This is a genomic window from Acinetobacter sp. CAU_H_78 (assembly GCF_058599365.1).
The window spans coordinates 1815116-1836882 of sequence record NZ_CM178652.1 but is presented as its reverse complement, the minus strand read 5'-3'; the positions used below and the strand labels follow the sequence as shown (position 1 = coordinate 1836882).

Here is a 21767-nt window from a genome sequence, read left to right as displayed (position 1 = left end):
CCCAAGGAAAGACCAGATCAGTTAGGGTGGTAGATTGAAAAGCGTAGGATATGCTTTGGTCAAAAACAAGAATATGCTATTGCCGGCCAGCTTTTGTCTGATTGCGATACTATTAACAGTTCTGATTATCAATACAGTTGTTGGCCTGTTTGTTTTCTATGCTGATCCTAGTCAGTCGATATGGTGGCATGTCCTTAGTCCTTATCTGGTTGCACTGGTTTTGTTCTTGATGATTATTTCGGTCATCTATGAATTTTATACGTTTCGTGCCGGCGGCTATTCTTTAGCCCAGCAAATGGGCGCGCGTCGACTGAACCAAATGGAAAGTATTCCGGAAGAAAGTGCTGCACTACGGATCAATACTCAACTGGCAGATACGTTCCTGATTGAACCGCCAGCTATGTATGTCCTGCCGAATGAAGTGGGGGTCAATGCATTAACAGCGGGTTTTAGTCCACGTGATACTGCTATTATTCTGACTTGGGGTGCATTACAAACCCTTGATGAAATTGAACTTTATGGCTTGCTCAGTCATGAATTTAACAAGATTCTATCTGGTGAAACAGCTAAAAATACCCGCCTGAAAATTCTATATAGTAGTCTGACTACCTTTAGCCAATGGGGCAGCAAGATTGCAAAGTTGGGGTTTTATCGCAATGATGTGCCTCGAGAAAACAAGTTTGAAACCTTCTATGTCTCAATCGGAGCAGTCATCTGGTTGATTGGCAGCTTGGGTATTTTGATTACACGTTTTATTAAATATATTTCATTGGGCGGACGTACCTATAAAAATGACCAGAAAACTCGCCGTCTGATTCAGAATGATGCCAATATTCAGACTTTATTGCGCATTCATGTGCATCATTCAGGTTCACAGATTTATAGTGAATATGCCGAATCCATTTCGCATATGTGTTTTGCTAATTCTTTAAGTCCACAGAACTGGTTGAATATTCATCCGAATATTAATCAGCGTATTTATGAATTAAATCCTGCTTTGATTCAGGATCTGCAGCTTGAAAATCTGAAGAAATTAAAAAACCAGCCTTTGTTTAGTCTGTTCCGTTCACTCGAAGATGTCGTGCCTGAAAGCACAGCAGTCTGGGAATCCCCACAGCCTTTGCCTTTATTGCGTTTGTCTCCAATTAGCTTCGCCATTAAAGATGCCATCAAGCCATTGAATCCTGAACTACGTGCTAATATGCCGCGTCCGGAGTTGATTGAACGTGCTTTGCAAACCTCGACCGGTTCACGTGAGGTCATGATTGCGATTTTGATGATCCGGCAATATCGTGAGTTTATTCCGACTGAGGCAGAAGTCAGTCGTGCGATTATTGATTCATTATTAAATCTGGATGGACGGGTACATATCTCGATTTTCCAGCAAGCCTGTAAAAATATTGGTGGAATGCCTACTACGGTAGCGCGACAGTTTTTAATGAAGCTGGCAAGGATTATTCAGGAAGATGGTGAAATCGGTTTGCTGGATGCCTTATTGCTAGAGCGGGTGAAGTATGAGCTGAATCTGTTGCCGATGCATACACCGACGTCTTTAGATGAGGTCAAACCACAGATTGTACGTCTGATTGATGCCTTGCTGCATGTGCAGCAGATTAATAGTGATAATCAGCTGGAGGTTAGGGAAAAGATTTTAAATCGTATTCTTAGCCCACGAGAACTTGAGCTGTATAGTGAAATCTCAGATGAGCCGATTGATTTGGCCGAGATTTTAAATGATATTGCCGGATTGTTATTGCGTGATCGTTTGAGCATGTTAGGAATTGCAGAGGTTTGCCTTTGGAGCGACCGGATCATGACCCAGGATGAGCTGGATGTAATGGAACTTCTGTACTGGCGCTTGGGTTTTGAATCCAATGAAATTACCCAGCAAATGCTTAAGAAAAACAGCTTGATGATTATCTAGTATTTTTAAATTAATAAGATGTATTTAACTCCAGTTTTCAAGAACTGATCTATAAGCCAACTTGCAGTAGAAAAAAGTAATCTTATAAATTGATTTCTATTCTGAGTTAAAATGACTCAAGATAGAGAGTGAAAAGCTTGGAAATAGTTCGGCAAAGAAAAGCGAATCCCGTTAAAATGTTCGACCTGAAATAGGTGATGAAGAAAAGATGATTGGGCATCAGCGTGACATACTGGCAACATTAGGAATCGATATCTGGATTCCCAAGGGCGACGTATGTCAGCAGCATCAGGTTTCGATCTGGCGTGATCAAGCCCCAGCAGAATTGTATAGCGAAATCATCCTGCCACAACCGACTCAGATTGCTCCCGTAGCAAAAGCTCCTTTAGTCGCGCCTGAACCTGTCATTGTTGAAACAAAAGCTGAGGTTAAAAGTGAAGCGCCAGCAGTTGTTGCATCTCAGGAACAGCGGGAAATTCTGTATATTCCGCCATTCAACTTGCAGGCTTTAAGCTTGGAACATTGCACGATTGTCATCGATGCCACAGAAATGACCGAGCAAACCCAGCATTTATGGGCCAACATCCAGCGTGCTCTGCAAAGTGAATTTTATGAACTAAACTGGCCATTTCCTTGGGTGAACCTGCAAGATGGTCGGGGTGTTGAAGCTTATATTCAGGGTTTTCTGGACATGATGAGCCTGGAAAAAAATATCATTTCCCTTGGCTCTATTCCGCATGTGACACTTAATAAAATGATTCAACTGGCATCTTTACAGGAAATGCTGGATCAGCCCATACTTAAAAAACGCTTATGGCAGTTTATGCAAAACAGGCCAGCGAACTCAGAATAATCTTAATTTGGAATAGGGACATATGAAACAAAAGGTGATTGTATTTAGCCAGATCGATCAGGATGTCCAGAAAAAACTCGAACAAAATTTTAACGTAGTGACCTTACAACCGAAACTGGGCAATGTGCATGAGCAGTTGTTGGAACATGTGCGCGATGCCGATGGCATGATTGGGGCAGGCCGACTGCTCAATCGCGATAATCTGGCACCAGCAACCCGACTTAAAATCATTTCTAGTGTCAGTGTAGGGTATGACAACTATGAAGTGGATTATCTGAATGAAAAAAATATCTATCTGACCAATACTCCACATGTCCTGACTGAAACCACGGCAGATCTGGGATTTACGCTGTTAATGGCAGCTGCACGCAAAGTGGCTTATCTGGATCACTGGACCAAACAGGGACAATGGCACCGCACGACACGTGAAGCACAATTTGGTATGGATATTTTTGGAAAAACGCTGGGGATAATCGGGCTAGGGCATATTGGGACAGCAGTTGCACGCCGTGGGTTTTACGGTTTCAATATGAATATCCTGTACCATAATCGCCATGAAAAACCGGAATTGGCTCAAGGGCTCAGTGCACAGTATTGCTCACTGAATGAGCTTTTGCAGCGCTCAGATTTCGTAGTGGTTACCGTGGATTTAAATGCTGAATCAAAAGCTTTGATTGGAGCGGAACAACTTGCACAAATGCAGCCACATGCGGTGCTGGTGAATATCTCCCGTGGGCCTGTGATTGATGAGAAGGCTTTGATCAAAGCCTTAAAAGCCAACCAAATCTTTGCTGCGGGTCTGGATGTTTATGAGAAAGAGCCTTTAAAAGAATCAGAATTATTTGAGCTGGATAATGTCATTACCTTGCCCCATGTCGGTTCGGCCACAGTGGCGACACGTCGAAAAATGGCTGAGCTGGCTTATCAGAATCTGGTCGATGCACTTGAAGGGCGGGTGCCACGCTATGTGGTGAATCCTCAAGTGATTGGTTCATCTAAGTAATATTAAATAACATTTTCCTGCATCTATGCTCATTTTTCGATGCTATATTCGAGACAGGTTGAAACTGAATTTTAGAGATTTTTCATTGAAACGTTTGTTATTGGCGTGCGGGTTAAGTCTGTGTGCAGCGGCAGGACATAGTGATAGCGATTATTTTAATCAGCCTACTGCACAATTTTCTGTACCGGATATTGGTGCGGGCGTCGGGTTGATCGACCAGCAAAAAGAACAAATGATCGGTGAAAAGGTCTATCGTCAAGTCCAGAAACAAATGCCTGTGATTCAAGATCCATGGCTTGAAGATCAGTTACTTTCCGTATTTTCCCACATTCTCAGTCAGACCAAGTTACAGCAACCGATTGGTTTAATGGTAATCAATGACCCGCAAATTAATGCTTTTGCAGTACCTGGTGGGTTATTTGCCCTGAATGCGGGTCTGATTAATTCTGCCCGAAATACAGATGAAGTGGCGGGGGTGATGGCACATGAAATTGCACATGTCACACAACGTCATTACAGTCGTTCGCAAGAAACCTTTAAAGGACAAGGACTGTTGGCCCTAGCAGGGATTCTGGTGGGTGCATTAGTCGCTTCACAGGCAGATGGTGATGCCGGTGCAGCAGTGATGATGGGTTCTCAGGCAGCACTACTGGATCAGCAATTAACTTATAGCCGTAATCAGGAACGTGAGGCGGACCGAATCGGGATGCAATATATGTATGCTGCTGGATACAGTCCACATAGTATGGCGGATTTCTTTGAGGTGATGCATCGTTCCACTAGCCGTTTAAGCTTTATGCCAGATTTCTGGCTGACGCATCCCTTAACTACTGAGCGTATGAGTGAAGCGCGTTTGCGTGCCAATCAGTTGCCTGCGGTTAAGCGTAATTTAAATGATCAGGATTTTGAAATCATTAAATGGTATACGCGGGTGCTGTCACGTCAGACCACTGAACAGCAGCTCAACTTAATGGTGCAACGCAATGATTTTCCTGGTCAGCTGGCTTTAACGGCTTATCAACTTCAGCAGGGAGATTTTCAGGCGGCACAAACCGCACTGGATCAAGCCAAAAAGCACAATAAAATGCATCCTTTGCAGGTGTTATTTCAAACTGATATTTATCTGGGGCAAAATCAGCTGGATAATGCGCTAAAAAGCATTAGTTCAGCCGCACGGATTATGCCGGAAAACCGTGCTTTAAATTATAAATATGCTGAAACCCTGATTCGTGCCAAACAGCCTGATCAGGCCAGAACGATTGTGCAGCGCTTTTTAAATAGCAATACCCGTGATGTTAGTGGTTGGAGATTAATGCAACTGGCAGCGAATGCAGCACCTGATTCATCAATAAAAGCCGCCAATGTCTTGCGCTATCGTGCAGAAGTAGAGTACTGGTCAGGCTATGAAGAAACTGCGATTAAATCCTTAATACATGCTCAACGCATTAGTAAAAGCAACCAATCTCTGTCAGCAACCATTGGCCAACGTTTAAAACAGATGCAGCAAACGCGACAGTTTAAAATTTAAGTCTATTTTTCTAATGATTTTTAGCTTCAGTAGATATAGCCGAAGTTCACTAAATCACGCTACAATCCGGACAAAGCTAAGTTGTCTATTTTAATTATTTTATGAAAAAAATATTATTGGGTTTATGGATATTGGGGTGTGGCGGAAATGTATTGGCGGCTAGTGCGGCAGAATACGTGCAGTCCGTTGAGCAGATTAATGCTGATTATCAAAAAGAATCACGCCAGTTTTTAAAAGGTTTAAATCCGCAGCAGCAAGGTTTTAGCGCATCACAGAATCAGCAGTTTTGTGCGATTGTGCAGCGTTATGTGGATCGTTTGTATAAGGCGGCAGACCAGAACCGGGCTTATCTAGATCGTCAGTATCAAAATGTAGGCAAACAGGATGTCATACTGCAGGTAAAATCTTCAAAAGAGATGCAGTTGCTGAAACGTTATAATGTGGATTGTAATTTACAGTAAGAATAAATAAGAAAATGCTGAGAACTGTCCGGAATGGAGGCAGTTCAACGCAGATTTAGATTTGAAATAGAATGGGGGAATTAAGCAAGTTTTGCTTTAATTTTTGCTGAAACTTGTGCAGGATCGGCGCGCCCGGCTATGAGCGGACGCAGAGAATTCATCACCTTACCCATATCTTTCATGCTAGTAGCTTGTTGCGCTTCAATTGTTTGCGCAATCAGGGAATCAAGTTCTTCCTCAGTCATAGCTTCTGGTAGAAATTGAGAGAGAACCTCAACTTCGGCTTGTTCCTTACTAGCTAAATCATCTCGACCAGCGCCTTCAAAGGCTTTGATCGATTCTTTACGTTGTTTAATTTGCTTTTCAATGACCGCAAGAACTTGAGCGTCGTCAAGTTCTTTACGCTCATCGACTTCGATTTGCTTAATTGCTGCTTGCAGACTACGAATGACCGTCAACTTTGACATATCTTTGGCACGCATGGTGGCTTTCAATACGTCAGTAATCTGGTTTTTTAAAGTAGTCATTATTTATTCCAAGCAGTCAATCACAAATTAATCTTAGTAAAGGCGAGTAGTACGTACTGATTCACGCGCCAATTTCTTTTGGTAGCGTTTAACAGCAGCAGCTTTTTTACGTTTACGTTCTTGAGTTGGTTTTTCGTAGAATTCACGTTTACGAACGTCAGCAAGAACACCCGCTTTTTCGCATGAACGTTTGAAACGACGGATAGCTACGTCTACTGGTTCGCCTTCTTTCAATTTAACTTGTGGCATGAAGAATCCTCATTAAGTTATGGATAAGATCAGGGCCGAATTGCCCTCGATCACAAGTGAAGGTCAGTATTTTACTCATTTACATCTCATATCACAAGTCTATAATAGTTGCTGCAATAGATTTGATACAGGTTATAGGCAGTTTAATGATCGTTTTAGGCTTGGAAACGTCGTGTGATGAAACAGGACTTGCGCTGTATGACAGCGAGTTGGGTTTGCGCGGACAGGTGCTGTACAGCCAGATTAAACTGCATGCTGAATATGGCGGCGTCGTACCAGAACTGGCTTCGCGCGACCATGTGCGTAAACTCATTCCCTTACTGAATGAACTGCTTGAACAAAGTGGTATCAAAAAATCAGAAATTGATGCGGTGGCCTATACCCGTGGTCCGGGCCTGATGGGCGCATTAATGACGGGTGCACTGTTTGGTCGGACTTTGGCCTTTGCCTTAAATAAACCGGCAATTGGTGTGCACCATATGGAAGGTCATATGCTGGCGCCATTACTTTCTAAAACGCCACCGGAATTTCCATTTGTGGCATTACTGGTGTCTGGTGGTCACTCACAGCTCATGGCTGCTTATGGCATTGGGCAGTATGAATTACTCGGTGAGTCGATTGATGATGCGGCGGGTGAAGCGTTTGACAAAGTTGCGAAAATGATGGGTTTGCCATATCCGGGCGGTCCAAATATTTCCAGACTGGCCGAGCAGGGCGACCCGAATGCCTTTGCTTTCCCACGTCCAATGCTACATCAAGGTTTGGAGTTTTCATTTAGTGGTTTAAAAACTGCAGTTTCTGTTCAAATGAAGAAACTCGGTGAAGAAAGACGTGATGCTGATATCGCTGCGAGCTTCCAGGAAGCTATTGTCGATACTTTAGTGAAAAAATCAGTGAAGGCATTGAAGCAGACTGGCTTAAAACGTTTGGTGATTGCTGGTGGTGTAAGTGCCAATAAGCGTTTACGTGAACGCCTAGAAGCAGACTTGGCGAAAATCAAAGCCACCGTGTACTATGCAGAACCTGCACTGTGTACCGATAATGGTGCAATGATTGCCTTTGCGGGTTATCAACGTCTAAAAGCCGGACAGCAAGATGGCTTGGCTGTAACCACAACTCCACGTTGGCCAATGACAGAATTGACGAATCCAGCCGAAGCTTGATTAAAAGATTCATGATGAAGAAAAGGGGCCTTAAGCCTCTTTTTTTATTGGATTGTTTTTGTGGAGTAGAAATATTCAACAAATAATATTAATAAATTAATTATTTTAACTCTGCCACAGTAAGTGTTTTCTTATAGATACCGTAAAATAGTTTAATAATATAGAAATCCCACTCTATTATATGCGGAATGATGCAGAGACTATTTTGGATGGATAATATCAGTTTTAAAGGTTTTCAGGATGCGGGACAGGCAGTTTTAAAATATCTGCATCAGCATTTTGGCTTTAATTTATGGATGATCACCCGGGTAGAAGACAATGACTGGATTGTGCTGCAAAGCGAAGATCATGGCTATGCTGTCCAGCCAGGTCAGGTATTTGAATGGGCCAATTCTTTCTGCTGTCATATGGTCACAGGCAAAGGACCAAGAATCGCGCCTCGCTCTGAAGAAATTCCTTTATATGCGACTGCGCCAATTAACCAGCATTTCTGCATCAAATCTTATATTGGTCAACCCCTTTTTAAAGAAGATGGCAGTCTATTTGGAACATTATGTGCAGTTGATCCTGAAGCCAAGTCAGATGCCATCATTCAGGATCTGGCGATGGTCGAGTTATTTAGCAAGCTTTTGAGCTCAATCTTACAAGCTGAGTTGCGTCAGAACGAGCAAATCCGTCAGCAAGAACTGCTACAGCAACAAGCCAGTAAAGATGAATTGACTGGGTTATATAACCGTCGTGCCTGGGAGAAACTGCTACAGGCAGAAGAAGAACGTTGCAAACAGTACGGTCATCCTGCTGCGATCTTATTTATAGACTTGAATGACCTGAAAAAGGTGAATGATAGTCTGGGACACAAGGAAGGCGATCAATTAATTCAACATACTGCACAAGTCCTTCAGGAAAATGTACGTAGCAATGATATTGTGGCGCGTATTGGTGGTGATGAATTCGTAATCCTGAGCATAGAAAATGATAAAGCGGGAGCTGAGCGTTTACTTGATCGTTTAATTGAAGCCTTTGCCGAAGCAAAAATTGAAGCTGCATTTGGTATGGCGATGCGTCATCCAACGACTGGCCTGGTTGAGGCACAGTGGCAAGCAGATAAAAATATGTTTGAGTACAAGCGCTGGAAAAAGTCTATTTAAATATTTTTGATTTTTAATATTTTTAAGGGGGTGCCTGAGAATATTCAGCCATGAGCTGCCAAGTTTTTCCCACAATAAATAGAAGTAATTAATTTCCTTTTATTCTTATTTTTTTAGGTTTTATTCAAAGTTTACTTGTCTAGAAGCAATCTAAGTTCTTCTTTAAACCCAGCTATTCAAAAGATAACTTTTCGACTTTTTAACCGAATGGTTACAAATTTTATAAGTATTGTTGCAAAGAAAATAACCGTTATATAGGTTGATTTCTAAGAGTTAGTTATGAGAGCTAATAAGACCTAGCTCTAAAAGTAACATCTTATTTTCTTATGATCATTGTTGTTTGAAATATACATTAAAATTACAGAGTTAATCCCTGATTTATTAAAAGATAAAGCACGATCAGAGTGTAAGAAATACTGTCCAGAAAAAATATCATCGACAGTTATTGGGTTTGTATTGTGTGATTTTAATACGCCCATCTTTCATTCTCATTGAATAAAAATGCAAAGAAATTCTAGGGAATAAAATTTTATGAAAAAGCAGATATTATTCTTTGGGCTGGTTTTGGTTTCAGGCTTGCTTACCGCATGTGGTGGCAGTGGAGGTAGTTCAGATAATCCTACAGTGACCACACCGCCAAATGTTCCAGAGGAGAGTATTTCTCCTGAACTTTCAGAAGAATTTATTCCTTTTGAGGGTCGCGATATCATCGATAAAATCCGCGATAAAATTAACAATAGCACCAGTAATGATACGGACTATAACGTTGCGTTAGGTCATATGATTGGTGATGTGTTTGCGGATTATCCTTATGGACGCACGGGCCGTATTATCAAGATTTATAATCTGGGTGTGAACAGCATCAAATATCCAAATCTGATCTGTTCGGAGGTGAATACCAATGGTGCAGTGAAAACCTTTAAATTAAAAACCGATAAAAATAACTGTATTGTTCTGGATAAAACCTATCGCAAAGATTCAACCATTACCCAGACGGTCAACGGTGATACTACGACCTTGACCTTTAGCAATGTACGTTATGGTTCCAATGTTGATTTTAATCTAAAAGATGATTATCTGATTTCAGGTACGATTGTTCATACCAAAAGCAAAAACAATCTAGGTGCATTGGAAAGCTATAAAATTGACCGTCTGGAATTTCAGCGTGTAGCGGAAGACAAGAATGCGGGTAAATCTGGCGCTGAGTATGATGAGCTGAGCAAGGAATATCTGTTAGTGCGTAATTATAACTATAGCCTTGTAGATGACTATGGTAGTGGCAGTAATGGTATTCGTACCTTAACCAGCAGCGGCAGCATTATTGGTCAGCCAAATCTGGCGGATTACCGTTATAGTTTTGATTTTAATACGACTACACCATTCAAGATGGACGAAACGGTGTTGAATAATTATAAGCATCTGCCAAAAGAGGGTGTGCTTAAAATTACTGATAGTTATGATCAGGTGATTGAGGTCAAACAGAATCAGCCTGAATCCTTAAAAGCAACTGTCTATTTCAATGGCAGTGAGCTGGATGACCTACTGTGGTCTACGATTATTGGCAATAAAAAATAAGAACTGATTTCATAAAAAAGCTCCATCAAGGAGCTTTTTTATTTGGGAAAGAGTTTACAGAGAATTTAATTGCTGTGAACCAATCCAGTGTTTAGAGAACTGATAGGCTGCACGGCCTGAGCGTTGGCCACGTGCCTGACACCAGCGTAATGCTTCAGCACGGGCTTCAGCTGTAAGTTGCATATCTGCCTTTTTCAAATAATGCTCAACGATTTCCAGATACAGGTTTTGATCCATTGGGTAGAACGACAGCCATAAACCAAAACGATCCGACAGGGAAATTTTCTCTTCAATCGCTTCCTGTGGATGCAACTCGGTATATTGCGGTACATCTACTTTGGTCACCGGGGTATTTTCATGCATGAATTCCGGTAATAGATGACGACGGTTACTGGTCGCATAGATCACAAAATTACTTGAACCGGATTGTAATGAGCCATCTAGCACACTTTTCAGACTGCGATAGTTTTCATCTTCCGCATTGAAGGCCAGGTCATCACAATAGACAATAAACTTTTCCGGACGACCGGCGATCAGTTGCTGAATTTGTGGAAGATTTGATAAATCATCACGTTCAATTTCGATCAGACGTAAGCCCTGATCTGCATATTCAGTCAACAAGGCACGCACAATCGAAGATTTTCCTGTACCGCGAGAGCCAGTCAGTAAAACATCATTGGCAGGTAATCCTTTTAGAAACTGCAAAGTATTTTGAATGACTTTTTCTTTTTGTCGCTCAATGCCTTTTAAATCTGCCAGTTCAATCTGTTTAAGCTGGTGAATGGGTTTGAGTTCTCCAGCCTGCCATTTATAGGCATAAGCAGAAAAATCAGGACTTTGTTTTAATTCAGGCAGGCTTTGCTGGAGCTGGAGAAGAACAGTAGAAAGAGCATTTAAGATATTGTCAGGTAAATCAATTTTCGCCATGATTTGAGCAGTACATTTACAATTATGGCTAGAATACTATCACTGTAAAATTCACAGTCAAAGTCTGGAAAGTGTGATAATTTGCTTAAAGTGATGAATTTTCGTTATTGTAGTACAAAGAAAATAGATGCCTGTTTTTTGTTCATAGCTGCAGGATGTCTGAAAATTACAATATAGGGAAGAGGGCAGATGCTGTTTAAAGATTTTACTCAGGATATCAATCCACATCAGGCCTATCGTATTAAAAAGCTGAAGCAGCAATTGCAACAGGCTGAAACTTACGAAGAATGGAAATATATTGCCTTAAAGATCGATGAAGAATCTGGGGCACAAGAATGGAAACTGGATAATAGTTCACCGTATTTTGATGCCGAAGTGATTGCGCATCGACTGGGGAAATTAAGACGTTACCGTCAGCAGAAACGTACTCGTGACCTGATGTATATCCTGCGTGAAGGACTGAGTTACGATATTGCCAATATTGCCCATCCTTTATTGTTTACCGTCACTTATGTCGGCACTAAAAAAATTATTGAAGATTATGTGGAAGAAGTCAGTCTGGGCCTGGCTTATATTGCTTCTGCACAATGTACCTGTCTGACTCTAGAAGAAAAAATTGAATATTTTGAGCACTGCCAACGGGCTTATGGTCAGCCAGCTTTAATGTTCTCGGGCGGTGCAACACTCGGCTTATTTCATACCGGTGTATGTAAGGCGCTAATGGAACAGGATCTGTTACCTCGAGTGATGTCGGGTTCCAGTGCTGGTGCAATTATGACCGCGATGTTGGGCGTCTCCAAACCCGCGCAGTATGTAGATATTTTAAAAGGCCATAACTTTTTCCATGAAGCTTTTCATTTCCGTACCATGAGTGAATTAATGAAGGGTAATGGTGGTCTGGCGGATGTCAAATACCTGAAAAAATTCCTGATCGAAAACTTGGGAGATATGACCTTTGAAGAAGCACTAAAAACTTCGGGTCTGCATATCAATATTGCAGTCGCACCTTATGATGCGGCGCAAGATGCCCGGATCATGAATGCCTATACCTCTCCAGATGTACTGGTCTGGAGTGCAGTATTGGCTTCTTGTGCTGTGCCAATTCTCTTCCCGCCAGTACGTCTCACCAGTAAACGTCATGATGGTCAATATACGCCTTATATGGGCGCAACACGCTGGGTAGATGGCAGTGTCCGTAGTGATTTCCCGCAGGAGAAAATGGCGCGGCTATACAATATCAATTACACCATTGCCAGTCAGGCCAATCCGCACATTGTGCCTTTTATGCAGGATGATATTTCACGCTTCCGTAAAGGGACTTTAAGCTGGCCGAAACGCATTGTACGCCGTCAGAGTGTAGTATTTACCAAAGGGATTATGGATTTTGCCCGTGAGCATGCGGGCAGTTTGCCGCCAGTCCGCCGTTTGCTGGATCATGGTTATGGCGTAGTGGATCAGCGCTATTATGGTGATGTCAATATCGTCGGTAAATATAGCCTGCGTCATTATAGCTATATGCTGCAAAATCCTCGTCCGCATTTATTCAAGGTGTTGCAGCGTGAAGGTGAGCGGGCGACCTGGCCAAAAATCTCTCTGATCGAAACTCAGGAGCGGGTAGGTAAAACTATTCAGCATTGTCTGGAACTGCTAAATTACCAGCATGCTCCAGATGCCAAGCAGGAATACATTGTTACTTAACCTCGCTAATCTGCATCAGCTTAATTTCCAGCTTAAGACCAAAGCCCGAAGTCTGGGTTTTGGTCGCCGTCTTTATCATTTACAAGTTAATCCTGAGACCGGGTCAGCACTTTGGTTAAAAACCCAGAATCTGGATTCAACGGCTATTTCTCAGCATGCCCAGACTGGCTTAAGTCATGAGCTGGATTTTTATGAAGCTTATGGTGAGCAAGAAGGGCGGACTTTCTTGCTTCCGCATCAAATTATTCGAAAGCCTTTTCAGATTGGAAATGAATCTTTTAATCAGGCTTTGATTTTGACTGATGCGCCAGCACATTTTGATGTATGTCCCAAGTTATTATTCCCAATTCAAGAAATTCGACAGCATATGCTACGAGCATTAGAACCGTTGATAAGTTTACAAGAACTCGGGTATCTGCATGCTGATCTCAAACGAGAGCATTTTGTCCTTTATCAGAATCGGGTTTGTTTGATTGATTTTGAGCAGGTGCAGCCCCTCAACACTACCAGCCAAGCAATGAACGCAACGCCTCGTTATATGGCGCCCGAATTGTTCCAAGGGCAAGCCAAGTCGCTACAGAGCGAAGTTTATGCGCTGGGTATCATTTTTTATGAGTGGCTTACAGGGCAACGTTTAGAAGCGACAGATTATCAAGATTGGGCATTATTGCATTGTCAGCATTTTAAACCTGAGCTTCCTGCACAATATCAAGCTTTGCAAAGCCTGTTACAAAATATGCTTCGAAAGCACTCACAGGATAGATTGTCTGATTTCAAAGCCGTAAAACAGGCCTTACTTACTGAAATTGCATGAGAAAAATACAATAAATTGTATATTGTTTTTTATTTAATCAAACGAGTGGTTTTTTCTTAAAAAGAGCTTGTCAGGTGAAATTGATCCCTATAGTATACACAGCCATCGGGGACGTGGCGAAATTGGTAGACGCACTGGATTTAGGTTCCAGCGCCGCGAGGTGTGAGAGTTCGAGTCTCTCCGTCCCCACCAATTTACTTAAGAGATTGAGTAAAATGGCTAATAGAGGATTGGTGTAATGGTAGCATGACGGTCTCCAAAACCGTTCGTCAAGGTTCGAATCCTTGATCCTCTGCCAAAGTTTGAAAAAGTCCAACACTAAGTTGGTACCCTGATGGGGACGTGGCGAAATTGGTAGACGCACTGGATTTAGGTTCCAGCGCCGCGAGGTGTGAGAGTTCGAGTCTCTCCGTCCCCACCATCAAAAGAGACAAGGTTGATGCCTTGTTTTTTTTTGCCTGAAATTTAAGGTTAAGCCATCTTTTAATTCCATCCTTATTATTCGCTTACTTTCGATGGGTAGATTTTAAATACTCCAACTAAGTATCAGTGAAGGGGGAAGAGAGAAGTCTTTTAAAATGCCCAATCAATTGGCTAATCCAAACATCATTAAAATTAATATTCAGCACTCTTTCAAATAACTTGATTTTTTAAATTGGAGAAATGAAATTAAGCAGTTTCATTAGAAATAAGCCAGTATTTAATCATCAAAGAATTAACTGATTAATTTTTGATATAAAAATGCCGAGTTGATCATAGAATCGCTTGTCAAGCAGATGCGATCGCTATAATATACACAGCCACGGGGATATGGCGGAATTGGTAGACGCACTGTGTTCAGGTCGCAGCGCCTTCTGGGCGTGAGAGTTCGAGTCTCTCTATCCCCACCATATATGAAGAAACAAGGTTAATGCCTTGTTTTTTTTTGCCTGAAATTTAGTGCGACATTTTTATTGGCTCGGCTTTTTATTCTTTGTATTGGATTCATTTATTGTTTAAACAACATGCTCGATCAAGATAAGTGAGGTTCTAGAGGTCTGATCTGCTGAGACTGAGCTAGACAAGCTTAGAGATTAAGTTCAAAGCAGTAGCAAAGAAACCTCATAAGGCCGAGTTTTCTTGTTAAATCTTATAAAAAATAAAAAAATTGCATTAACTGTTTAATTTATAGCGGAATAGGCAGTGATTGCTTGTAAAATCACTTGTCAATGACCTGCTATCTCTATAATATACACAGCCATCGGGGACGTGGCGAAATTGGTAGACGCACTGGATTTAGGTTCCAGCGCCGCGAGGTGTGAGAGTTCGAGTCTCTCCGTCCCCACCAATTTACTTAAGAGATTGAGTAAAATGGCTAATAGAGGATTGGTGTAATGGTAGCATGACGGTCTCCAAAACCGTTCGTCAAGGTTCGAATCCTTGATCCTCTGCCAAAGTTTGAAAAAGTCCAACACTAAGTTGGTACCCTGATGGGGACGTGGCGAAATTGGTAGACGCACTGGATTTAGGTTCCAGCGCCGCGAGGTGTGAGAGTTCGAGTCTCTCCGTCCCCACCATCAAAAGAGACAAGGTTGATGCCTTGTTTTTTTTTGCCTGAAATTTTATAAACGAAAAAAAGCCCATCGAAATGGGCTGATTATAGGAATAAGAGAATTTTACTCAAATAAAAGGGTAAATCATGAATGCATTGATTAATTAAATTTAAGCTTTCAGATGATCTTCAAACTCCTCACCCAGCTGCATGGCCAATGCATTACCTGAAAGATCGCAGGTCACCAGACCATATTCTTTTTTAAAACTGAAACTAAAACCACGATTGTCTGCCAGGGTGCGAACCGAATACCCCAATTTTTCTAACCAAAGTCTAAATGCGAGAACGTTTTTTGCTTTAACCACTTTTTTCACGAGATAACTCCTTCATCAGTTAAATCATAGATAAGGGTGAGAATTTTCGTTTTAAAGGGCAAATACCCTTATTTAAATTAATTTAATTGAATTTGCGGATTTAATGAACAAGATAATATAGACGAAATATAGGGTTTTTAATCTAAGTCTATGTTTTTTATTATTTTCAAGATGTTGTAACTAAATATTTTAATTTTAAGCCTAAATAATTTTTTGAATAGTTATTAATATTCAAATATTTAAATCAATAATTGTTTATTTGTTATTCATTTTAAATTAGGAATTAGCGTGGTTTAAAGTTTTAGAGTTTGAGTAAGGCTTAAAAATATACAATCCAGTAAAGTCTCAGAGTATTCAGGTCATGGTGTTAGGCTCAATCCTTTATACTGAAATTGATGTAATTTAAATAAGATTAATGATGACTGAATTAAATATTGAACAGTACGTCAAACAGCAAATTGAACTTATGCAGCAGCAAGGGCAGGAGCCTGTTGCTGTGATGCTGGGTCATGAAGACTGGCTGGATTTTTCGGTACAGTCCAAGGTGGCTTATACGCCATTTGGCAGTGCGCGCCGTTATCAACCTGCTTTGGGTGGATTATTGCTGGTCAGGATTGATGAAATGAATGCGGTACGAGTGGTCACCCAGCAAGAACTGGATGACTATGCTCAGAAGCATCAGCTGCTCTAAGCAGCTATAGTTTAAAACGAGTCTTTCATCACGCGTAAATGTTGAAACTCTTCGACACTGTCTGCGCGTAAAAAAGGATTGGTTTCCAGTTCTGCTGCAATAGTACTGGGTAAGGTGCATTGTCCAAGCATGCGCATACGCTCAACCTGTTCGAAACGCTCCAGAATTGCTGGATTATCCGGTTCTACATGTTTGGCAAACTGTGCATTCGACAGCGTATATTCATGCGTGCAATAAACCTGGGTACGTGGCGGTAAGGCAGCCAGACGAGTCAGAGAGTGGTACATCTGCTGATAAGTGCCTTCAAATACCCGCCCACAGCCCATGGCAAACAGGGTATCGCCACAGAACAGTACATCAATGGCATCCAGGAAATACACGATATGGCCTAGGGTATGTCCCGGTACGGCAATAATCTGTACCTCAACACCATGAAAACTGAACTGGTCGTCATGTTCAAGTGGATGGTTAATAAACGGAACTTTTTCCAGCTCAGCTTTTGGGCCATATACCGGTAATGATTGCTTTTGAATTAAATCCGGAACGCCCCCGATATGGTCTTTATGCCAGTGGGTGAGCCAGATCTGACTCAGCTCAAGCCCATGTTCGGTACAATAATCTTGAACTAGCACAGCTTCAGTGGGATCAATGACCGCGACCTGATGCGTCGGTGTATGTTCAAGTAACCAGATATAATTTTGTAATGAGTTTTTGACATCAATACAGTGGATTTTAAACGGCATCATAAGACATCAGACCAAACAGATATTATGGATAAAGTAGCATAAATTCAGGCAGTCTGACTGTGGTCAAAGCTGCCTGTTTGCAAGAATTTTTTATATGATTTGTTTAAAAAGATCAGTTATTTATTCTGCATCTTTGACTGCGACAGCTTCGCCAATGGTATAGAAGTGGCCGCCGGCGACATGATGAATACTTTTCCATTCATCGCTGACTTCATGATAGTACCAGTGTCCATCACGGAACACCCGGTCATCAGCATAAGCGGCAATGACCTTACCAATAAACAGATCATGGGTCTGCTGGTTATGTGGCTCGGAAATCAGCTCACATAAAATCCATGCGGCACAACCCTCTACAACCCGAATCTCTTGATCTGCGAATTTGAATAACTGCACACCAGACTGCTCCAGTTTGTTTGGGGCATTGTACAGACTCAATGTTCCCAGGCTATAGACCATTTCCAGCTGTTTGAGGGTTGGAATCTGCAGGGCAAAGTAGCCAGAATTTTCAATTATTTTTCGGGTCTTGGTGCTTTTATCCAGCACTACGGTGACTTTTGCTGGACTGAATTCGAGTGCACATGCCCAGGCAGCGGCCATGACATCAGTGTCTTGTCCATCATTGGCAGACACCAGTACTGTTGGACCGTGTGTAATCAGGCGATAGGCTTTTTCTAAAGGTACAGTTTGAATATGTGAATTGTTCATAAAGAACCTTAATGAGTGAAAAGGGAGAAAAATAAATCATTTGATTTACAGCATATAAAATTCCCCTTCTGGAAAAAAGCTTTTAAACTAAACACCTACATACAGGAGTAAAGAAAATGAAAATGTACCAGGTGGATGCTTTTACGACGGCTCTATTTAAGGGAAATCCTGCTGCAGTCATCGTGCAGGATGCTTGGCTGGATGATCACCTGATGCAGAATATTGCCTTGGAAAATAATCTGTCTGAGACTGCTTTTGTCAAAGTGCTGGATGCAGAAAATTATGAAATTCGCTGGTTTACACCGACCAAGGAAGTGGATTTTTGTGGACATGCCACATTGGCCAGCAGCTTTGTATTATTCAAGGACTTTAGCTCTGCAAAAACCATTTATTTTCATGTCAAAGATCTGGGTATTTTTACAGTACGCCAGGATGAGGATGGCAAAATCCGGATGAATTTCCCGATCCGTCAGCCTGAACTTATCAGAGATTATCCGGAAGCTTTAAGACAGGCCCTGACGAAACCTTTTAAAAACGTTTATCTGAATACGCAAGGTTATATTATTGAATATGAATCAGTGCAAGATGTATTAGAAGAGCAACCCAATATTGAATTGCTGAAGCAGCTGAATGGAAAAAGAACCGCGATTACAGCGGCGGGTCCATTACTGGATGTCGCGATTACCGCTGGCGATACCCAATATGATTGTATATCACGTTATTTTGCACCGAGTAACGGGATTAATGAGGATCCGGTAACGGGTTCAATTCATACCGGGATTGCACCGATCTGGGCGGAGAAATTAAATAAAACTGAACTGGTGGCTTATCAGGCCTCTCAGCGTGGCGGTGTATTGTATTGCGCATTAAAAGAACAAGGCCGCATTGAGATTTCAGGTTATGCCAAACTGTTTATGCTGGCCGAACTTTATATTTAATTAATATGCTCAATAAAATACCGTGAAATTGCGCGGTATTTTATTTGGCTTCTCATAATAAAGACTTTTCTCTAAGATCAGAGTGACTGTAAATAAAAATTCACACTTAAAAATTTGGATGAACAATGCAAATACGCTTTAAACGTTTAAGCTTGGCGATTTTATTATCTGGCTGGACAGCGGCCAGTTTTGCACAGCCGGTATTGGTGAAAACAGAACAGAATATCGAAGAATATCGACTGGAAAATGGCTTAAGAATTATTCTTGCGCCCAACGTGAAAGAAAATAAAGTGTTTATGAATACGGTTTATCTGACCGGTTCACTGAATGATCCGCAAGGCAAAGGGGGCCTGGCGCATCTGCTTGAACATCTGGCGTTTAAAGGCACGGAAAATGTGAAGGGAGATGAGTTTCAGCGCCGTCTGGATCAATATACCTTAATGACCAATGCTAGTACTGACTATTACTCAACCAAATATACCAATGTGATTCGTCCTGAGCAGACTGCGGTCAATGAAGTGATTTTCCTTGAAGCAGAACGCATGGACAAGCTGGTCCTGCAAGAAAAGTATGTACCGACTGAAATTGATATCGTGAAGCGTGAGCGTGAAATCCGTCTGGATCAGCCATTTTCCGTACTGATGGATCAGGTGTTTAAATCAGCTTATGGCAATCAGTATCTGGGACGCTTACCGATTGGCGATTTGAACGAACTGCAATCGATCAAGATGCAGGAGCTGAACCAGTTTTATCGTCACTGGTATGCACCGAATAATGCCCTCATGATTATTTCAGGCAAATTTAATAAGGCAGAAGTGCTGAAGCAGATTGATACCCATTTCAGTCCGATCCAGTCCCGCAAAGTGCCTGAAGCGGTTAAAGTGCCTGCGCTAAAACCTGAACAGATCAAACAGCGTGAATTTACCGTGCAAAAGGGTAGTGATCTGGCCAAATTTAATATTTATCTGAACCAGTCAGAAGAAAGTATTAAAACCACATTGGCCATGTCTCCAATTTTATATACCTTGCAACCTAGCGGACACCTGTATCAGAGTCTGGTCGAGACGGGTAAGACCACTACAGTGCAGTCTATGACCTGGCTGGATAAAGATTTTAATCTGGTGTTTATGGGTGCTATCTATGCACCAAACCATCAAGTCAAGCAGGTTGAGCAGGGTTTGATTCAGGGTGTAGAGCAGAGCCAGCCATTTAACGAAACCGAATTAAACCGGGCTAAAAGTCTGACCCGAAACCAGGCGGACAATGTTAAAAACAGCGCAACCGCTTTAGGTTCGCGTTTGAGTGAATATGTAGTGGCTTATTCAGGTGACTGGAGCCAGTATTTTAAAGATCTGCAAGCCATAGAAAAGCTGGATGTCAATCAGGTCAATCAGGTGTATAAGGCATTCTTTAAGCCGGAATATCGTATTTCTGGCAATATCTTGCCAACACCAGAAGATCAGAAAAAAGCACAGGAGTTGACCCAGACTGAAGTGTCGGCTCAAACTCTGGATCAGCAGGCTGAAGCAGCAGAACCGCTGAAAAATGTCAGTGTCTATCAGGCAGAAGTAAAGCAGTATGTGGCGCAGTCCAAGCAATATTTACAGGCCAAGGACAAACAGATTCAACGTGGCAAACTGAAGAATGGCATTAAATACGCTTTATTCCCGACCCAGACTCAGGATGACAAAGTTTATGCCACTATTGCGCTTAATTTTGGTACGGCACAAAGTTTGTTCAATAAAGGTGAGATTCTGGATCTGACAGCTTACTTATTGCTACGTTCTTCTGAAACTCAGAGCTTGCAACAGATTGCCGATAAAATTATTGAGTCTGGTGGTTCAGCAACGGCCAGTTCCTCTGAAAATGGCATGAGCATTCAGATCAGTGCCAAAAAAGAGAAGTTTGAAGAATTTTTCCAGTATGTGCTGGATGTGCTCAATAAACCGGCCTTTGAGCAGAGTCAGTTTGACCTGATTAAAGGCCAAAGCCTGTCTGCGTTAGACCGTCCTTATACTGAGCCCAATATGGTAGCAGGCCTGACCATGTCTCGCGCGACTGAGATTTATCAGCCGGGTGATCTTCGCTATCATTTTGAACCTGAACTGGCGAAAAAACAAATTCAAGCTGCTACTCGTGAACAGGTCGTAGCGTTATATCAGCAGTTCTTTAATACGCATCATGCCCAGATCGCAGTGACCGGGGAATTTAATCCGAAGTCCGTGAGCAAAGTACTTAAAAATAACTTTGCGAGCTGGAAAGCAAAGCAGCCTTATGAGCGCTTAAGTGGTCAATATACAGTTTATCCGGCACAGAAAATCCATGCGTTATCTGAACAGCGTGAGTTCGGTCATTATCAGGCTGTCATGACATTCCCTGTCGGTGCAGAACATGTAGATTTGCCAGCCATGCTGGTCTTCCGGCATATTCTGGGTGATTCTCAGTTGTCTTCACGTTTAGCACAGGAGCTGCGTGAGAAAAATGCGCTGGTTTATGGCTTCAGTGCCAATGCTCAGTATGATGAATGGATTGACTCAGGCGCATTAGGCATTCAGGCAAATTATACGCCTGGCCGATCAGCACAAGTGTCTCAAGCTGTGCATAAGGTATTGAATGAGCTTCTGGCCAAAGGGGTAACCGAGCAGGAAGTTGAAGCAGCGAAAGCCACGATTTTGAAACAGCGCGTCACTGCACTGGAAGATGATCGCCGTATTCATAGCATGCTGATTCCACAACTGGAAAAGGATCGCAATCTGATTTATCGGGAAAAACGTGATCAGGCGATTGCCAAGCTGACCAAGGCAGATGTCGATGCCGTTATCAAAAAATATGTTAAACCGGATCAATTGGTCGAAGTCATGGCGGATCAGTATGGGAAAGAAGTGAAATAAATTCCGTAATTTTTTATAAGT

At 42.0% G+C, this 21767-nt stretch carries 19 protein-coding genes and 7 tRNA genes; 20 read left to right on the top strand and 6 right to left on the bottom strand.

Features of this window, described 5'->3' with window-relative positions:
- Positions 1-34: 34 nt before the first annotated feature.
- The 5 genes from AC4MCD_RS08880 to AC4MCD_RS08860 all read left to right on the top strand — a co-directional run bounded on the left by AC4MCD_RS08880 (position 35) and on the right by AC4MCD_RS08860 (position 5769).
- A complete protein-coding gene (locus tag AC4MCD_RS08880) occupies positions 35-1924 on the top strand; it encodes a M48 family metalloprotease (RefSeq protein WP_419374925.1) in 1890 nt (629 codons plus the stop codon).
- Between the two features lie 208 nt (positions 1925-2132).
- The gene (locus tag AC4MCD_RS08875; protein WP_491875921.1) at positions 2133-2777 is read left to right on the top strand and encodes a hypothetical protein; all 645 of its coding nucleotides are present in this window, start codon (positions 2133-2135) and stop codon (positions 2775-2777) included.
- Between the two features lie 22 nt (positions 2778-2799).
- Positions 2800-3780: a 2-hydroxyacid dehydrogenase gene (locus tag AC4MCD_RS08870; RefSeq protein ID WP_491875920.1), complete on the top strand. Its 981-nt coding sequence runs from the start codon at positions 2800-2802 to the stop codon at positions 3778-3780.
- An 85-nt stretch (positions 3781-3865) separates the two neighbouring features.
- Entirely contained in the window at positions 3866-5308 is a 1443-nt protein-coding gene (locus AC4MCD_RS08865; RefSeq protein ID WP_419374926.1) for a M48 family metalloprotease, read from the top strand.
- A 101-nt stretch (positions 5309-5409) separates the two neighbouring features.
- Entirely contained in the window at positions 5410-5769 is a 360-nt protein-coding gene (locus AC4MCD_RS08860) for a hypothetical protein (protein WP_104426261.1), read from the top strand.
- 80 nt (positions 5770-5849) lie between these two features.
- Here the strand turns inward: AC4MCD_RS08860 and AC4MCD_RS08855 are convergent, their stop codons facing one another.
- Positions 5850-6296 carry a GatB/YqeY domain-containing protein gene (locus tag AC4MCD_RS08855; RefSeq protein ID WP_005235099.1) on the bottom strand — a complete coding sequence of 149 codons (447 nt, stop codon included), beginning with the start codon at positions 6294-6296 and terminating at the stop codon, positions 5850-5852.
- A 33-nt stretch (positions 6297-6329) separates the two neighbouring features.
- Entirely contained in the window at positions 6330-6545 is a 216-nt protein-coding gene (gene rpsU, locus AC4MCD_RS08850; protein ID WP_001136722.1) for a 30S ribosomal protein S21, read from the bottom strand.
- A 146-nt stretch (positions 6546-6691) separates the two neighbouring features.
- Between rpsU and tsaD the strand changes: the two genes are divergently transcribed.
- The 3 genes from tsaD (at position 6692) to AC4MCD_RS08835 (ending at position 10431) form a co-directional block, all read left to right on the top strand.
- Positions 6692-7708: a tRNA (adenosine(37)-N6)-threonylcarbamoyltransferase complex transferase subunit TsaD gene (tsaD, locus tag AC4MCD_RS08845; protein WP_004782431.1), complete on the top strand. Its 1017-nt coding sequence runs from the start codon at positions 6692-6694 to the stop codon at positions 7706-7708.
- A 209-nt stretch (positions 7709-7917) separates the two neighbouring features.
- On the top strand, positions 7918-8856 hold the full coding sequence (locus AC4MCD_RS08840; protein WP_166138407.1) for a sensor domain-containing diguanylate cyclase: 939 nt from the start codon (positions 7918-7920) through the stop codon (positions 8854-8856).
- Between the two features lie 531 nt (positions 8857-9387).
- Positions 9388-10431, top strand: a complete 1044-nt coding sequence (locus tag AC4MCD_RS08835) for a hypothetical protein (RefSeq protein WP_491875919.1) — start codon at positions 9388-9390, stop codon at positions 10429-10431.
- 54 nt (positions 10432-10485) lie between these two features.
- On the opposite strand, the gene AC4MCD_RS08830 is transcribed toward AC4MCD_RS08835, so the two are convergent.
- Positions 10486-11358: an ATP-binding protein gene (locus tag AC4MCD_RS08830; protein ID WP_419365597.1), complete on the bottom strand. Its 873-nt coding sequence runs from the start codon at positions 11356-11358 to the stop codon at positions 10486-10488.
- 189 nt (positions 11359-11547) lie between these two features.
- Between AC4MCD_RS08830 and AC4MCD_RS08825 the strand changes: the two genes are divergently transcribed.
- The 9 genes from AC4MCD_RS08825 to AC4MCD_RS08785 all read left to right on the top strand — a co-directional run bounded on the left by AC4MCD_RS08825 (position 11548) and on the right by AC4MCD_RS08785 (position 15426).
- Positions 11548-13056 carry a DUF3336 domain-containing protein gene (locus tag AC4MCD_RS08825; protein ID WP_180053617.1) on the top strand — a complete coding sequence of 503 codons (1509 nt, stop codon included), beginning with the start codon at positions 11548-11550 and terminating at the stop codon, positions 13054-13056.
- The gene (locus AC4MCD_RS08820) at positions 13028-13870 is read left to right on the top strand and encodes a protein kinase domain-containing protein (RefSeq protein ID WP_491875918.1); all 843 of its coding nucleotides are present in this window, start codon (positions 13028-13030) and stop codon (positions 13868-13870) included. Before AC4MCD_RS08825 ends, AC4MCD_RS08820 begins: the two co-directional genes overlap by 29 nt.
- 107 nt (positions 13871-13977) lie before the next feature.
- Positions 13978-14062: transfer RNA gene (locus AC4MCD_RS08815), tRNA-Leu, on the top strand.
- Between the two features lie 32 nt (positions 14063-14094).
- Positions 14095-14168: transfer RNA gene (locus AC4MCD_RS08810), tRNA-Trp, on the top strand.
- A 38-nt stretch (positions 14169-14206) separates the two neighbouring features.
- A tRNA-Leu gene (locus AC4MCD_RS08805) sits at positions 14207-14291 on the top strand.
- A 383-nt stretch (positions 14292-14674) separates the two neighbouring features.
- A tRNA-Leu gene (locus tag AC4MCD_RS08800) sits at positions 14675-14760 on the top strand.
- Between the two features lie 352 nt (positions 14761-15112).
- Positions 15113-15197 (top strand) — tRNA-Leu (locus AC4MCD_RS08795).
- A gap of 32 nt (positions 15198-15229) precedes the next feature.
- Positions 15230-15303, top strand: a tRNA-Trp gene (locus AC4MCD_RS08790).
- 38 nt (positions 15304-15341) lie between these two features.
- Positions 15342-15426, top strand: a tRNA-Leu gene (locus tag AC4MCD_RS08785).
- 145 nt (positions 15427-15571) lie between these two features.
- On the opposite strand, the gene AC4MCD_RS08780 is transcribed toward AC4MCD_RS08785, so the two are convergent.
- On the bottom strand, positions 15572-15775 hold the full coding sequence (locus AC4MCD_RS08780; RefSeq protein WP_004786362.1) for a hypothetical protein: 204 nt from the start codon (positions 15773-15775) through the stop codon (positions 15572-15574).
- Between the two features lie 418 nt (positions 15776-16193).
- Between AC4MCD_RS08780 and AC4MCD_RS08775 the strand changes: the two genes are divergently transcribed.
- Positions 16194-16466, top strand: coding sequence for a hypothetical protein (locus tag AC4MCD_RS08775; protein ID WP_004786360.1), 273 nt, complete (start codon positions 16194-16196; stop codon positions 16464-16466).
- An 11-nt stretch (positions 16467-16477) separates the two neighbouring features.
- On the opposite strand, the gene gloB is transcribed toward AC4MCD_RS08775, so the two are convergent.
- Positions 16478-17212 carry a hydroxyacylglutathione hydrolase gene (gene gloB / locus AC4MCD_RS08770; protein WP_200230476.1) on the bottom strand — a complete coding sequence of 245 codons (735 nt, stop codon included), beginning with the start codon at positions 17210-17212 and terminating at the stop codon, positions 16478-16480.
- A 120-nt stretch (positions 17213-17332) separates the two neighbouring features.
- The gene (locus tag AC4MCD_RS08765) at positions 17333-17917 is read right to left on the bottom strand and encodes a flavin reductase family protein (protein ID WP_491875917.1); all 585 of its coding nucleotides are present in this window, start codon (positions 17915-17917) and stop codon (positions 17333-17335) included.
- Between the two features lie 116 nt (positions 17918-18033).
- On the opposite strand from AC4MCD_RS08765, the gene AC4MCD_RS08760 reads away from it, so the two are divergent.
- Positions 18034-18855 (top strand): PhzF family phenazine biosynthesis protein, encoded by an 822-nt coding sequence (locus AC4MCD_RS08760; protein ID WP_419365601.1) that lies wholly within the window; start codon positions 18034-18036, stop codon positions 18853-18855.
- A gap of 125 nt (positions 18856-18980) precedes the next feature.
- Positions 18981-21746 carry a M16 family metallopeptidase gene (locus tag AC4MCD_RS08755; protein WP_491875916.1) on the top strand — a complete coding sequence of 922 codons (2766 nt, stop codon included), beginning with the start codon at positions 18981-18983 and terminating at the stop codon, positions 21744-21746.
- Positions 21747-21767: the final 21 nt, after the last annotated feature.